At 72.1% G+C, this 13909-nt stretch carries 14 protein-coding genes; 11 read left to right on the top strand and 3 right to left on the bottom strand.

The features are described from left to right. The first annotated feature begins 112 nt into the window (after positions 1-112). Together rpsO and GJR97_RS02885 are read left to right on the top strand one after the other, a co-directional pair. Positions 113-382 (top strand): 30S ribosomal protein S15, encoded by a 270-nt coding sequence (gene rpsO / locus GJR97_RS02890; RefSeq protein ID WP_129233514.1) that lies wholly within the window; start codon positions 113-115, stop codon positions 380-382. Between the two features lie 217 nt (positions 383-599). Continuing rightward, positions 600-1733 (top strand): M24 family metallopeptidase, encoded by a 1134-nt coding sequence (locus tag GJR97_RS02885; protein ID WP_154345025.1) that lies wholly within the window; start codon positions 600-602, stop codon positions 1731-1733. Positions 1734-1811: 78 nt separating this feature from the next. On the opposite strand, the gene GJR97_RS02880 is transcribed toward GJR97_RS02885, so the two are convergent. After that, complete coding sequence (locus GJR97_RS02880) at positions 1812-2360, bottom strand: CGNR zinc finger domain-containing protein (RefSeq protein ID WP_154345024.1); 549 nt, start codon at positions 2358-2360, stop codon at positions 1812-1814. 93 nt (positions 2361-2453) lie between these two features. Between GJR97_RS02880 and GJR97_RS02875 the strand changes: the two genes are divergently transcribed. The 5 genes from GJR97_RS02875 (at position 2454) to GJR97_RS02855 (ending at position 7805) form a co-directional block, all read left to right on the top strand. Next, the gene (locus GJR97_RS02875) at positions 2454-3416 is read left to right on the top strand and encodes an EamA family transporter (RefSeq protein WP_195760590.1); all 963 of its coding nucleotides are present in this window, start codon (positions 2454-2456) and stop codon (positions 3414-3416) included. A gap of 9 nt (positions 3417-3425) precedes the next feature. Beyond that, positions 3426-4313: an LLM class flavin-dependent oxidoreductase gene (locus GJR97_RS02870; RefSeq protein WP_154345022.1), complete on the top strand. Its 888-nt coding sequence runs from the start codon at positions 3426-3428 to the stop codon at positions 4311-4313. A 30-nt stretch (positions 4314-4343) separates the two neighbouring features. Further along, positions 4344-4979: a hypothetical protein gene (locus GJR97_RS02865; protein ID WP_154345021.1), complete on the top strand. Its 636-nt coding sequence runs from the start codon at positions 4344-4346 to the stop codon at positions 4977-4979. A gap of 121 nt (positions 4980-5100) precedes the next feature. Next, complete coding sequence (locus tag GJR97_RS02860; protein WP_154345020.1) at positions 5101-6753, top strand: M28 family peptidase; 1653 nt, start codon at positions 5101-5103, stop codon at positions 6751-6753. Positions 6754-6842: 89 nt separating this feature from the next. Further along, the gene (locus tag GJR97_RS02855; protein ID WP_324613073.1) at positions 6843-7805 is read left to right on the top strand and encodes an alpha/beta fold hydrolase; all 963 of its coding nucleotides are present in this window, start codon (positions 6843-6845) and stop codon (positions 7803-7805) included. On the opposite strand, the gene GJR97_RS02850 is transcribed toward GJR97_RS02855, so the two are convergent. Beyond that, on the bottom strand, positions 7795-8547 hold the full coding sequence (locus tag GJR97_RS02850) for a glycosyltransferase family 2 protein (protein WP_154345019.1): 753 nt from the start codon (positions 8545-8547) through the stop codon (positions 7795-7797). The two genes, GJR97_RS02855 and GJR97_RS02850, sit on opposite strands and share 11 nt — an antisense overlap. Positions 8548-8660: 113 nt before the next feature. Between GJR97_RS02850 and GJR97_RS02845 the strand changes: the two genes are divergently transcribed. The 3 genes from GJR97_RS02845 to GJR97_RS02835 all read left to right on the top strand — a co-directional run bounded on the left by GJR97_RS02845 (position 8661) and on the right by GJR97_RS02835 (position 11272). After that, entirely contained in the window at positions 8661-9887 is a 1227-nt protein-coding gene (locus tag GJR97_RS02845; protein WP_154345018.1) for an LLM class flavin-dependent oxidoreductase, read from the top strand. Continuing rightward, on the top strand, positions 9884-10513 hold the full coding sequence (locus GJR97_RS02840; protein ID WP_154345017.1) for a CE1759 family FMN reductase: 630 nt from the start codon (positions 9884-9886) through the stop codon (positions 10511-10513). The genes GJR97_RS02845 and GJR97_RS02840 overlap by 4 nt, the downstream gene beginning before the upstream one ends. 270 nt (positions 10514-10783) lie before the next feature. Beyond that, positions 10784-11272, top strand: coding sequence for a hypothetical protein (locus tag GJR97_RS02835; RefSeq protein ID WP_154345016.1), 489 nt, complete (start codon positions 10784-10786; stop codon positions 11270-11272). Positions 11273-11350: 78 nt separating this feature from the next. On the opposite strand, the gene GJR97_RS02830 is transcribed toward GJR97_RS02835, so the two are convergent. Then, a complete protein-coding gene (locus tag GJR97_RS02830; RefSeq protein WP_129233525.1) occupies positions 11351-11557 on the bottom strand; it encodes a dodecin family protein in 207 nt (68 codons plus the stop codon). A 196-nt stretch (positions 11558-11753) separates the two neighbouring features. On the opposite strand from GJR97_RS02830, the gene GJR97_RS02825 reads away from it, so the two are divergent. Further along, positions 11754-13832 (top strand): glycosyltransferase, encoded by a 2079-nt coding sequence (locus tag GJR97_RS02825; RefSeq protein WP_324613072.1) that lies wholly within the window; start codon positions 11754-11756, stop codon positions 13830-13832. The last annotated feature ends 77 nt before the right edge of the window (positions 13833-13909 follow it).

Genomic DNA, 13909 nt, shown 5'->3' with positions numbered 1-13909 from the left:
CGGCGGCATCCGCTCTGCTAGACTCTTGAGGTTGCCGTGAATCGGCCGCGCATCAAGAGAGCCCAGGCATCAGGCCCCGGGCAGCGCGCAACGAGAAGAAGGGATCCCATCTATGGCACTGGATGCAGACATCAAGAAGGCGATCATCGACGAGTACGCGACCCACCCCGGTGACACTGGATCCCCCGAGGTCCAGGTCGCGATCCTCACCAAGCGGATCAAGGACCTCACCGAGCACCTGAAGGAGCACAAGCACGACCACCACTCGCGTCGTGGCCTGCTGCTCCTCGTCGGTCAGCGTCGTCGTCTGCTCGGCTACCTCGCCGACGTCGACATCAACCGCTACCGCTCGCTCATCGAGCGTCTCGGGCTGCGCCGCTAAGCGCACCTCGCCGCCGCAAGGCGGCCCGCGCGGCTCTCGACGACACCGCGAACTTCTTGCGAAGGCCCCCCGCCGGCTCATCACGAGCCCGCCGGGGGCCTTCGTCGTTCCGAAGCACCCCCGCGCGGGTCGGATGGCCCGTCGTCACCGGGCCGGACGCCGGTAGCCTCAGAGCTGCCGCGTCCAGACGCCGCGGTGACGAGGGAGGAGGACGCCGATGTCCGCACCCGGTGCACCGGCGGATCCGGCACCCGTCACGGGGGGCGTCTTCGCCGCCCGGCTGCGACGTGCCGCACGCGCCGCCTCCGACGCCGGGCTCGCGGGAATCGTCGTGACGCCCGGCCCCGAACTGCGCTACCTGACGGGCTACGTGCCGGTCGCGACCGAGCGGCTCACGATGCTCGTGATCCCGGTCGACGCGGCCCCGTCCCTCATCGTGCCCAAACTCGAGCGCCCCGATGCCGAGCGCGCGGCATCGGCGCGGATCCTCCGGATCGTCGACTGGACGGACGGCGAGGATCCCTACGCGGCCGCCGCGCCGCTGCTCGAGCCCGGGCGGCACGCGGTGTCGGACTCGACGTGGGCGTCGCACCTCCTCGGGCTCCAGGGCCTCCCGGGGGAGGCGACCTACGTGTCGATGTCGACGGCCCTGCCGATGCTCCGGGCGGTCAAGGACGCGTGGGAGCTCGACCGTCTCGCCGACGCGGCCGCCGCGGCCGACGCGGCCTACCGCGACATCCTCGGCGTGCGCTTCGCGGGGAGGACCGAGGCCGACGTGGCCGCCGACCTCGCGGCGTTCCTGCGCGCGCACGGCCATGCCCAGGTCGACTTCACGGTCGTGGGGTCGGGTCCGAACGGGGCGAGCCCGCACCACGAGCAGGGCGACCGGGTCGTCGAGGACGGCGACATGGTCGTGCTCGACTTCGGCGGGCTCATGCACGGCTACGGCTCCGACACGACCCGCACCGTGCACGTCGGCGAGCCGACCGACGAGGAGCGTGCGGTGCACGAGCTCGTCGTCCGAGCCCAGCAGGCGGGCTTCGAGGCGGTGCGCCCCGGTGTTCCGTGCCAGGAGATCGACCGCGTCGCCCGCGCGGTCATCACGGAGGCCGGCTACGGCGAGTACTTCATCCATCGCGTCGGCCACGGCATCGGGCTCACGACGCACGAGCCGCCGTACATGGTGGAGGGCGAGGAGACGCCGCTCGAACCCGGGATGTGCTTCTCGATCGAGCCGGGCGTCTACCTGCCGGGCCGCTTCGGCGTCCGCATCGAGGACATCGTCACAGTCACGGCCGACGGCGGGCGGCGGTTGAACACCACGCCGCACGAGATGGCGATCGTGCACTGAATCGCCGGTCGGGCGACGGATGCCGCGCGGCGGCGTCGCGCGGATGACCGCCGGGCGAGCGGCATCCGGCCTCGCGCGTCAGTCGGCGCTCCGCGCCCGGTACGCGCGGGTCGCCATGCGGTTGCCGCATCGCGTGCTGCAGTACCGCTTCGAGGCGTTCTTCGAGAGGTCGACGAACACGCCGGTGCAGTCGTCGGCCTGGCAGCGGGCGAGTCGGTCGATGCCGTCGGCGCGGATGACGTCGACGAGCGCCATGGCGGCCTCGACGAGCATGCGCTCGGCGAGCGGGCGGTCCTGCGAGACGGCGTGGATGTGCCAGTCGAGCTCGTCGTGCCGCACGAGGCGGGGGATCGCGTGCGACTCCTCGAGGATCGCGTTGACGGCGCCCGCCATGGGATCGCGCTCGAGCGTCCAGATCTCGCGGAGGCGGCCGCGCACCGCGCGGACCTCCTCCAGTTCGCGCGCGTCGCCGTCGCGGCGACCCGAGAAGCCCCACACGTCGAGGAGGCCGGCGAGTTCGCCCGTCGTGGCGAGCTCGTCGTCGCCGGATTCCGACGCGCCGGGCACCGTGTCGGCGACTGCGGCCATGAACCCGAGGGCCGCGACCGTGTCATCGGTGAAAATCATTTGACTCCTGACATCCGCTTCACTAGCGTAACCACCATAACGTCGTTCGGTCCTTACGGGTCCGACGGCGTGCGGACTGTGGAGGAGGTGGCCGTGCGTGCATCACGGGGGATCGTCGGCATCGCGCTCGGGCTCGCTGCCGGCCTGGCGTTCGGCGTGGGCGGCGTGTTCGTCAAGCCGCTGCTCGAGGCGGGCTGGTCGCCCGGCGCGGCCGTGCTCGCCCGGATCTCGATCGCGGCCGTCCTGCTCGTCGTCCCCGGGCTCATCGCACTGCGGTTCGACCTCCGGCCGCTCTGGCGCGCCCGTTGGACGGTCCTGCTCTTCGGCGTCGTCGCCGTCGCAGGCGTGCAGTTCGCCTTCTACGCCTCCCTCGAGCGCATCCCGGTGTCGATGACGCTCCTCATCGAGTACCTCGCGCCGATCGCGCTCGTCCTGTTCGCCTGGGCGAGCACGAGGCGGATGCCCCAGCTCATCGTGCTCGGCGGCTCCGCGCTCGCGCTCGCCGGCCTCTGGCTCGTCATCGGCCCCGGCGGCGGCGACCTCGACCCGCTCGGCCTCGCATTCGCCGCGATCGCCATGATCGGCGTCTGCGTCTACTACGCCATCGGGGAGCGGGCGTCGGAGCAGGTGCCGCCCGTCGCGCTCATCGCAGCGGGGTTCGTCGTCGGCGCGATCGCCCTCGGCATCGCCGGGCTCGCGGGCCTCATGCCCATGGAGGTGGCACTCGTCGACGTCGCCTTCCTCGGCGGCACCGCCCCCTGGTGGGTTCCGCTCCTCACCGTGGGCGCGGTCTCGACGGCGTTCGCGTACGCGGCGGGCATCGCCGCCATCCGCCTGCTCGGGTCGCGCCTGTCCTCGTTCCTCGGCCTCTCCGAGGTCATCTTCGCCGGCATCGTCGGCTGGGTCCTCCTCGGCGAGGCGCTCGGACCGCTGCAGATCCTCGGCGGCGCCCTGATCCTCGGCGGGATCGTGCTCGTCAAGCTCGAGCGGGCCCCGCGGGACCCGGCGACCGTCGAGGCGGTTCCGGAGCCCATGCCCGTCTCCACCGCCGCGTAGGCTCTGGGCATGCGATTCGGCCTCGTCATCCTCCCGCAGTACGAATGGCCGGAGGCCGGACGGCGCTGGCGGCAGGCGGAGGAGCTCGGGTTCGACCACGCCTGGACCTACGATCACCTCTCCTGGCGCGGCCTCGCGGGGGAGCGGTGGCACGCCACCGTCCCGACGCTCACGGCCGCGGCGATGGTCACGGAGCGGATCCGCCTCGGGACGTTCGTCGCGAGCCCCAACTACCGCCACCCGGTCCCGTTCGCGAAGGACGTCGCGACGCTCGACCAGGTCTCCGGCGGCCGACTGATCCTCGGCCTCGGCTCGGGGGGCACGGGATTCGACGCTCACGTGCTCGGGCAGTCCGAGCTCTCCGCTCGCGAGCGGTTCGACCGGTTCCACGAGTTCACCGAGGCGCTCGACCGCCTGCTGCGCTTCGAGCGCGGCTCGGACGAGGGCATCTCCTATTCCGGAGACCACTTCTCCGCGGTCGCGGCGCGCATGGTCGGCGCGCCGGCGCAGGAGCCGCGCATGCCGTTCCTCATGGCCGCGAACGGGCCGCGTGCGATGCGGCTGGCCGCGCGCTACGGCTCCGGCTGGGTCACCACCGGCGGCGAGGTCGAATCGCATGCCGCGTGGTGGGCGCGCCTCGCCGAGCTCGCGGCGCGCCTCGACGACGCCCTCGTGGCGGAGGGCCGGGCACCCGAGGAGTTCGACCGGGTGCTCTCTCTGGACGGCGACGCCCGGTACTCGATGACGAGCGCGGCTGCGTTCGAGGACGCCGTCGGGCGGGCTCGCGAACACGGCTTCACGGACGTCGTGTCGCACGGGCCACGCGAGCACGGGCTCTACGCCGGCCACCAGGCGGTGCTCGAGGAGATCGCGTCACTGCTGCCCGCGTTGCGCTGAGCGCGGCGATCACGCCGGTAGCCTGACGTGGTGTCCGCGCCCCGCTTCGTCCATCCGCTCCGCTGGGAGCCGCTCCCGTACCTCGTGCTCGTCGGCCTCCTGCTGCTCACCGGGGTCGTCCGACCCGAGAGCGGCCTCTGGCTCGTGGCGCTGGTCGCGGCGATCGCGGTGACCGCGGCATGGGGCGTCATGGCGCTGCTGCGCGAGCGACGCATGCGCAACCCCGACCCGATGGGCGATCTCCGGAGCCTCGAGGGGATCGAGGTCGTCGAGGCGGCACCGGTCGGTGCGGAGGTCCGCACCGTCGTCCCCGTGGTCGACGTCCACCGCCACCAGCCCGCGATCGACCTCGCCCGTCTCCACGGGGGCGCGTCCCAGTCGGCGATCCTCGTGCCGAGGGCACGTCGCTGGCTGTCGCCGAGGTACCGGATCGGCGTGCAGCTCGTCGGCGGCGACCGGCCGCGGCACGCGGGCTTCCTCGGCGAGGCGGCGGACACCCGCTGGCGCGACGCGCTCGACGCGCTGCGGACCTCGGAAGGCGCGTACGTCCGGGTCCCGGCGGTCATCGACGGCGACGCGCGGCCCTATCGCGTCGACCTCGATCTCAGCGGGCTCGGCGCGGCGCTCGACGGCGGCGACGGGACCGCTGCCGACCGTCCATCCTGAGGAATCGTCGTTCGCATAGTCGGGCGTTCGCGCGAAGTCAAGACTGTTACCGCCGGTGTCGCGCCACGTAGTCTCTCGCAGGAAGGGCATCGATGAGGACGCCCTCCGAGAAGGAGAGACGATGTATCGAACTACGAGGCTTTCCCGCCGCGCAGCCGTGCTCGCGACCAGCACAGCGACGGTCGCGGCATTGGCCCTGGTGCCGGCCGGAGCCGCGATGGGCGCGCCCGGCGGCAAGTCCTGCGACAACCAGAACAACAACACCATGGCCAAGCTGCTGCAGTGCGTCGACGCCGACGGTGCGATGGAGCACCTCGAGGCGTTCCAGGCGATCGCGGATGCCAACGGCGGCAACCGCGCGGCCGGCACCGAGGGCTACGAGCAGAGCGTCGAGTACGTCGTCGAGACGCTCGAGGCCGCCGGGTGGGACGTGTCGATCGACGAGTTCGACTACACGTTCTTCGGTCCGGCGTCGCTCTCCCAGCTCACCCCCATCCAGGCGGACTACGCCACCGGCGGGTTCTCCGGAACGGGCGCCGGTGACGTCACCGGCAACGTCGTGCCGGTCGACCTCGACCTCGGGCTCGGCAACGCGAGCACGAGCGGATGCGAGCCGGAGGACTTCGCCGGCCTCGACTTCTCCGGCCCGAACGACATCGCCCTCATCCAGCGCGGTGCGTGCAACTTCGGCAACAAGGCGCTCAACGCCGAGACCGCCGGCGCCGAGGCCGTGGTGATCTTCAACCAGGGCAACACGGCCGAGCGGACCGCGCTCATCGTCGCCAACGCAGGCACGCTGAACGACGGCACGCCGATCACGCACGGCATCCCCGTCGTGGGTGCGAGCTACGACGACGGCGTGGCCCTGTCGCAGGCGGGGTCGACCGCTCACGTGTTCGTGCCGGCGCCCGAGCTGCGTCCGCAGAAGAACGTGATCGCCGAGAAGACCGGCGTCAACGACGACAACGTCGTGATGGCAGGCGCCCACCTCGACTCCGTCGAGGCGGGACCGGGCATCAACGACAACGGCAGCGGTTCCGCCGCGCTGATCGAGATCGCGCAGAACCTCAGCAAGCTCGAGCCGCAGAACACGATCCGCCTCGCATGGTGGGCCGCCGAGGAGGACGGCCTGCTCGGTTCGGAGGCCTACGTGGCGGGTCTCAGCCAGGAGGAGCAGGACCGCATCGCGCTGTACCTGAACTTCGACATGGTCGCCTCGCCGAACTACATCTTCATGGTGTACGACGGCGACGAGTCCGGCTGGCTGGCGCCTGCGGGCGTTCCCATCCCCGACGGCTCGGTCGCGATCGAGAAGCTGTTCGAGAGCTACTACACCTCGGTCGGCGAGCCGTACGACGACGCGCAGTTCAGCGGTCGCAGCGACTACGACGCGTTCATCCGCGTCGGCATCCCGGCGGGCGGTCTGTTCACGGGCGCCGAGGTCCAGAAGACCGAGGAGCAGGTGTCGATCTGGGGCGGCGTCGCCGGCGAGTCGTACGACCAGTGCTACCACCAGGCCTGCGACACGATCGCCAACGTGAACGAGCACGCGTTCGACGTGAACGTGGACGCGATCGCCACTGCCGTGCTGGCGTACTCGTACTCGACGGAGTCGGTCAACGGCGTCATGGGGGTCAACGTGCCCGGCGGCCTCAAGCTGCCCGCACCGGCCGGTCCGGAGGGCACCATCGGCGGCAACGCCGGCGGCCTCGACCCCGACCTCGTCGGCGGTCACGACCACGACCACCACCACGGCTCGACCGAGACCGACTGATCTCGATCCGACCGATCAGCGGGGCCCGTCGCGGAAGCGGCGGGCCCCGCTCCTCGTCGTGCCGCCTCGGCACGCGGTACCGTGAGGGCGTGCTCGACTCCCGCGGAAGGCACGACCCACGGCGACGGCGCGGCGTCGTCGCAGACCGAGCGATGATCTCGGTCGACGACCAGGCGATGCTGCTCGACGCCGCCATCCCCGACGTCGACTGGCGCCGCTGGCCCTCCGGCACCGAGCATCTACGGTCCCCTGCGCCGAGCGGTGAACTCGCGAGCGTCGCGCTCGGTCCCGCGGATGGGCCGAGGGTGCTGCTGGTGCCGGGCGCCACGGGGTCGAAGGAGGACTTCCTGCTGCTCGCCCCTCCGCTCGTCCGCGCGGGGTTCCGCGTCGAGTCGTTCGACCTCGCGGGGCAGTACGAGTCCGCGGAGGCAGGGCCATGGAACCTCGATCCGCCACGCGCGCGCTACGACGAACGGTTGTTCGTGGAGGACCTGATCGCGGTGCTCGAGAGCCGGGACGCTCCGGCGCACGTCCTCGGCTACAGCTTCGCCGGGACCGTCGCGCAACGGGCGCTGAGCGAGCGCCCGGACCGGTTCACGAGCCTGACGCTGCTCAGCGCGCCCCCCATCTCGGGCCAGGCGTTCCGGGGCCTGAAGCGGATCGGTCCGTTCGCCGGTGCGGCATCGGCGGCGAGCGGCGCGGGGCTCATGGTCTGGGGCATCCGGAACAACCTGAACCGCGTTCCGCCCGGTCGGCTCGCGTTCGTCCGCGAGCGCTTCGCGCTCACGCGCCGCGACAGCGTCACGGACATCATCGGCCTGATGATGCGCACTCCCGACCTGACCGGGCCCACGGCGCGCTCGGCGATCCCCAAGCTCGTGGCGGTGGGCGAGCACGACCTCTGGCCGCGATCGCTCCACGAACGGTTCGCGAGTGAGATCGGCGCCCGCCTCGCGGTCTATCGGGCCGGACACAGTCCCTGCGAGCAGTCGCCCAATCAACTCGCGCGGGACATGTTGGCCCTGTTCGCCGAGGCGGGGCTCAGCTCGTGACGGCTCCCGTCGTCTCGTCGGCATGCCGACGCTCGCGTCGTCGTCGACGCGCAGGCCAGGCTCGCCAGTCGAGCAGGAGCGTCCGGTAGGCCATGGCCAACCGTCGGCCCAGCTGCTCCACGCTCCCGAGGGGTCGAACCGAGACGCCGACGAGGAGCGAGGGGTCGTACGCGACCGTCATCCCGGGCCGCATCCACCACGACAGATCGAGGTCGTCGTGCACGTCGGCCCGATCGCGATGCACGAGCGTCCGCAGGACGGCCCACGCGTCGCGCCGCAGTGCCGAGTTCGAACCGAAGAGGGGCGGATGTCCCAGCACCGAGCCGATGACCGTGAAGTAGCCGCCGAGGTAGAGACGACGTGCGATCCATCGCCGGGTGCGGGTGCCGCCGTAGAAGGTGCCGGTCCCGGTGAGCGCCGTGGGACGGTCCTCGGATCCCATTCGCAGCTCGACCCGCTCGAGCCAGTCCGGCGCCGGGATGGAGTCGGCATCGAGGCGCGCGAGGATCTCACCCGTGGCCGCGTCGAATCCGGCGGCGGTCGCCGGCCAGATGCCCAGATGCGGCTGAACGAGCACGCGGGCGCCGGCGGTCCGGGCGATCGTCGCCGACTCGTCCGTGGAGCCGTCGTCGACGACGACGACCTCGTCCGGTGTGCGGCTCTGCCGGCCGAGGGCCTGGAGGCACACCGCCAAGTACGATGCATCGTTCCGGCACGGGATGACGACCGAGATGGTGCCCATCGAGCCGAAGTCTAGTGACGTCGTCCGGGAGCGGGAATACTTCGGGCGGGGCATCCGTTCTGGTCAAGTGCATGCAAACGCATGGAACGAGAGAAGGAGCCCAGGAGGGCGACATGCAGTTCGGAATCTTCACCGTCAGCGACATCACGCAGGACCCGACGACCGGCCGTACGCCGAGCGAGGCCGAGCGGATCCAGGCGACGCTGACCATCGCCAAGCACGCGGAGGAGGTCGGGCTCGACGTCTTCGCGCTCGGCGAGCACCACAACCCGCCGTTCTGGTCCTCGTCGCCCACCACGACGCTCGCGTACATCGCCGGCCAGACGAGCACGCTGCAGCTCTCCACCGCGACCACGCTCATCACCACGAACGACCCGGTGAAGCTCGCCGAGGACTACGCGATGCTCCAGCACGTCTCGGGCGGGCGCGCCGACCTCATGCTCGGCCGCGGCAACACCGGCCCGGTGTACCCGTGGTTCGGCAAGGACATCCGCCAGGGGCTGCCCATCGCGATCGAGAGCTACGAGCTCCTGCACCGCCTGTGGCGCGAGGACGTCGTCGACTGGGAGGGCAAGTTCCGCACCCCGCTGCAGGGCTTCACCTCGACCCCGCGTCCGCTCGACGGCGTGCCCCCGTTCGTCTGGCACGGCTCGATCCGCACCCCCGAGGTCGCCGAGCAGGCCGCGTTCTACGGCGACGGGTTCTTCGCCAACCACATCTTCTGGCCCGCGTCGCACACCCAGCGCATGATCGCGCTGTACCGCCAGCGGTTCGAGCACCACGGCCACGGCACCGCCGCGCAGGCGATCGTCGGCCTCGGCGGCCAGGCGTTCATGCGGAAGAACTCGCAGGACGCCGTGGACGAGTTCCGGCCGTACTTCGACAACGCGCCCGTGTACGGCCACGGCCCGAGCATGGAGGAGTTCACGCAGCAGACCCCGCTCACCGTGGGCAGCCCGCAGCAGGTCATCGACCGCACCCTCGCCTACCGCGACTACGTCGGCGACTACCAGCGCCAGCTCTGGCTCATGGACCACGCCGGCCTGCCGCTGAAGACCGTGCTCGAGCAGCTCGACCTGCTGGGCGAGGAGGTCGTGCCGGTGCTGCGTCGCGAGTTCGCGAAGGACCGCCCCGCCGACGTGCCCGACGCGCCGACGCACGCATCGCTCGTGCGCGCGGCCTACGGCGACGGCACCCCGCGCCAGGCGACGCCGAACGCGAACCGCGGCGACAACCTCACCCTCGGCTCGCCGTACCAGGACGGCGCCGCTCCGGTCGCGGCGACCTCGACCGGCTCGGCCTTCGGCCCGGCCGCGACTCGGACGGCGGGTGCGCGATGACCACCAAGAGGATCGCCGTCGTCTCGGCCGGCCTCTCGACGCCCAGCTCGAGCCGCCAGCTCGCCGACCGGCTCCTGGCCGACAGTGCGGGGCTGCTGCAGGAGCGCGGCGTGGAGGTCGAGGCGAAGGTGTTCGAGCTGCGCGACCTCGCGCACGACATCACCAACCACCTGCTCATGGGCTTCGCGCCGCCGAAGCTCGAGGAGGCGCTGGACGCGGTGGCGTCGGCCGACGGCCTCATCGTCGTCACGCCGATCTTCACGACGAGCTACGCCGGGCTGTTCAAGTCGTTCATCGACGTGGTCGACCCGCAGGCGCTGACCGACCTCCCGGTGCTGATCGGCGCCACGGGCGGCACGCCGCGGCATTCGCTCGCGATCGACTACGCGATCCGGCCGCTGTTCACCTACCTGCACGCCATTCCGACCACCACCGGTGTCTTCGCCGCGACGGGCGACTGGGGCGGCGGAGGCGACGGCGTGCGATCGCTGCCCGACCGCATCTTCCGCGGTGCGACCGAGTTCGCCGACCTCGTCGAACGGACGGACCGGAGCGAACTCGTGAGCGACCCCTTCGCGCTCGATCGCCCGATGGGCCACCTGCTCGGAGGCCTGGCGGGGGAGTAGGCGAAACCTTCGGATGACGGATGCCGCGGCGGGACTCGGGTCCCGCCCGCGGCATCCGTCGGTCACGGTGGCCGTCCGCGGTCCCGCGACGAAGTAAAAGCGAGAATTCCTCACATAAGTCTTCACGCGGGACCGGGTCGGGAGTAGCGTCGACACCGGGAGCGCGGCTTCGGCCGCACACGCCTCTTCTCTCGCCCTACCGGGTCAACCGACGCGAGCGGGCCGCGGTCGCAACCGCTGCCATCGATCACAACCCGAGAGAAGAAGATCATGTCCATCCGTCGTGCACTCGCCGCGCTCGCCGCGGCCGCCGCGCTCGTCCTGGTCGGCGCGGCCGGACCCGCCATGGCGGGCAACCCGCACTTCATCAAGAACGCCACCTCCGCGCACCTCGACGGCGTGAACCTCGTCGTCGACTTCAAGGAGGCCGGGCTGCCCTCCGGCGCGGTCGAGACCGTCGTCGCGAGCGCGGACCTCAGCGCCACGTACTCGTGCGTGAACGGAGGCGGCAACGTGCCGTCCGATCCCAAGAAGACGACCATCGACTCCAGGATCTCCGAGAGCGGCGAGTTCACCGCCGCCAAGAACGGCAACATCATCGGCTCGCTGACGCTCATGCCCACGCCGGCCGACGTTGCGCTCGACTGCCCGAACGGCCAGACCGCGACGCTGTTGTCCGTCGTCTGGTCGAACGTGACCGTCGAGGACCTCGACAGCGGCGCCTTCCTCGCGGTCAAGGGCACCTTCAGCGCGCCCTGATCGCATCGCATGCGACGGGCCGGGGCGAACGGCGTACGCCGTCCGCCCCGGCCCCTCGCGTCCGGCGACGCCGTCGCGTCAGTCGTCGAGCACGAACGTGACTTCCAGCGTGACCGACCACTCGACGACGCTGCCGCCCTCGACCTTGACCTTCTGCTCCTTCACCCACGCGCCCTTGACGCCGCGAAGCGTCTCCGCGGAGCGGGCGATGCCGACCGCCACCGCGTCCTCGAAGCTCGTCTCGGAGAAGGCGGTGATGGTGGTGACTCGTGCGACCGATGACATGTCGTTCCCCCTCGAACGATTCCGGACGCATCGGAGCATGCGCCCGACTTCCATCATGCGCCGGGCGGGCGGACGCCGCGAGGGGTTGACCCGTTCGCGACCGGTGCGCGAACGGCATCCGTCGCCTCGGTGAACCCTCGGCGGACGGCGGCGTCTCGGCTCGTGTCGCGGCGCCGCATCGGCCCATGCTGGCCGCGTGAGAGTCGCACTGCTCGCCGAGTCGTTCCTCCCCCACATGAACGGCGTCACGCACTCCCTGCTCCAGGTGCTCGGGCACCTCGAGCGGCAGGGCCACGAGGCGCTCGTCCTGGCCCCGCGGTCCGGCCCCGTCGACCACGGCCTGCACGGCGCACGCGCGGAGTTCCTCCGCTCCGTGCCGATGCCCGGTTACCCAGAGGTCCGGGTCACGTTCGCGGGCGCACGCCGGCTCGCAGGCACGCTCGCGGACTTCGCCCCCGACGTCGTCCACCTCGCGTCGCCGTTCGTGCTCGGCTGGCAGGGCGTGGTCGCCGCCGAGCGCATCGGTGCGCCGAGCGTCGCGGTCTACCAGACGGATGTCCCGGCCTACGCCGAGCGCTACCGGCTGCCCGGCGCCGCGCCGATGCTCGCCAACCACGTCGGGCGGCTGCACCGGCGAGCAACCCTCACCCTCGCACCGTCCTCGGCCGCCGAGGCGCAGCTCGAGGGATACGGCGTCGAGCGACTGCGCCGCTGGGCGCGCGGGGTCGACACCGACCGCTTCCGCCCGGAGCGACGCTCCCTCGAGTGGCGCCGCAGGCACGCGGCCGACGACGAGGTCCTGGTCGGCTACGTCGGCAGGCTCGCACCGGAGAAGCAGGTGGAGGACCTCCGAGCGGTGTCCGCGATCGACGGCGTCCGACTCATCGTGATCGGCGACGGCCCGTCCCGTCCGGCGCTCGAGTCGATGCTCCCGGATGCCGCGTTCACGGGCTTCCTCGGCGGGGACGCGCTCGGCGAGGCGATGGCGAGCCTCGACGTGTTCGTCCACCCCGGCGAGAGCGAGACCTTCTGCCAGACCGTCCAGGAGGCGCTCGCGAGCGGGGTCCCGGTCGTGGCGACCGGTCGCGGCGGTCCGCTCGACCTCGTGAACTCGAGTCGCGACGGCTGGCTGTACCGGCCGGGCGACCTCGACGAGCTGGCTGCCCGGGTGCGCGACCTGGCCGGCGACGACGCCAAGCGCCGCGCATTCGGACGCGCCGCGCGCGAGGGCGTCGCCGGTCGGAGCTGGTCCGCGCTCGGCGACGAGCTCCTCGGCCACTACGAGCACGCGCGGTCCCTCCACCGCGGCCGGCGAGCGGCCGCCCCCGTCGGCGCGACGGGCTCGGCGGTCGAGCGGGTCCGCCCGTCGACCGCGGCGACGCTCGCGTCCGGTCCCGGCGAGCCGGGGTCCGGCACCCCGGGCGACGAGCGGATGCCTCGGCGCGAGCCGTCCGCGGACCGCGTCCGTCCGACCTGGCGCAGGTTCGTCGCCGTCGGCGACTCGGTCACGGAGGGCCTCTGCGACTCGTCGCGGATGGCCGCGGGGGAGTACCGCGGCTGGGCGGACCGGCTGGCGATGCTGCTCGCGCAGTCGGCCGACGGCATCGGCTACGCGAACCTCGCCGTCCGCAGCCGGCGCATCGCCGACGCCGTCGACGTCCAGCTGCCGCGCGCCCTCGAGCTCGGTGCCGACCTCGTCACGGTGCTCATCGGCGGCAACGACCTCGTGCGCGTCGGCGCGCGCGCCGAGGTGCTCGCGGATCGCGTCGGCGACGCCGTCGACGGGCTCAGGGGAAGCGGATGCGACGTGCTCGTCGTGACGCCGTTCCTGCCCGCGCACGCGCGGCTCGGCTCGGTACGGATCGCGTTCGAGCGGTTCGCCGAGCGCCTCGTCGCCCGCGCCGACGAGGCCCGCGCGATGGTCCTCGACGCGTCGACGCACGGCGGGCTCACTGCCCGCGGCATGTGGGCCGAGGATCGCGTGCACCTGAACTCCTCGGGCCATCGGGCGCTGGCGTACGCGGCGGCCGACGTCCTGGGCGTGCCGGATGCCGCAGCGCTCGCCGGACTCGACGCGGTGCTCCACGACGACGCGGACGAGCCCGACGCGCCGCCGCTGCCGAACGCCGAGTGGCTGCTGCGGCACGCGATGCCCTGGGCGGGTCGACGGCTCCTCGGCCGGACGGCGGGCGACGGGCGCGTCGCCAAGCACGACGCGATCGTCCACCTCCGGGGTCGGAGCGACGAGCGCGAGCGTCGCGGAATCCGCGCGTGACCGGGCCGTGCCGCGGCATCCGTTCGCCCGTGCCGCCGGGGTCCGGCTAGGTCGCGACACGCCGGGCTGATAGGCTC

The sequence above is a fragment of the Agromyces kandeliae genome (genome assembly GCF_009674665.1).
Classification (GTDB): Bacteria; Actinomycetota; Actinomycetes; order Actinomycetales; family Microbacteriaceae; genus Agromyces; species Agromyces kandeliae.
This window is presented reverse-complemented; position numbering and strand designations above follow the sequence as displayed.

What these genes read in the sequence shown, in the direction of transcription:
- GJR97_RS02835 (WP_154345016.1), top strand. Translation starts at nt 10,784, where the DNA reads ATGTCCATCCGTCGTGCACTCGCCGCGCTCGCCGCGGCCGCCGCGCTC.
- GJR97_RS02845 (WP_154345018.1), top strand. Translation starts at nt 8,661, where the DNA reads ATGCAGTTCGGAATCTTCACCGTCAGCGACATCACGCAGGACCCGACG.
- GJR97_RS02840 (WP_154345017.1), top strand. Translation starts at nt 9,884, where the DNA reads ATGACCACCAAGAGGATCGCCGTCGTCTCGGCCGGCCTCTCGACGCCC.
- GJR97_RS02850 (WP_154345019.1), bottom strand. Translation starts at nt 8,547, where the DNA reads ATGGGCACCATCTCGGTCGTCATCCCGTGCCGGAACGATGCATCGTAC.
- GJR97_RS02880 (WP_154345024.1), bottom strand. Translation starts at nt 2,360, where the DNA reads ATGATTTTCACCGATGACACGGTCGCGGCCCTCGGGTTCATGGCCGCA.
- GJR97_RS02830 (WP_129233525.1), bottom strand. Translation starts at nt 11,557, where the DNA reads ATGTCATCGGTCGCACGAGTCACCACCATCACCGCCTTCTCCGAGACG.
- GJR97_RS02870 (WP_154345022.1), top strand. Translation starts at nt 3,426, where the DNA reads ATGCGATTCGGCCTCGTCATCCTCCCGCAGTACGAATGGCCGGAGGCC.
- GJR97_RS02885 (WP_154345025.1), top strand. Translation starts at nt 600, where the DNA reads ATGTCCGCACCCGGTGCACCGGCGGATCCGGCACCCGTCACGGGGGGC.
- rpsO (WP_129233514.1), top strand. Translation starts at nt 113, where the DNA reads ATGGCACTGGATGCAGACATCAAGAAGGCGATCATCGACGAGTACGCG.
- GJR97_RS02860 (WP_154345020.1), top strand. Translation starts at nt 5,101, where the DNA reads ATGTATCGAACTACGAGGCTTTCCCGCCGCGCAGCCGTGCTCGCGACC.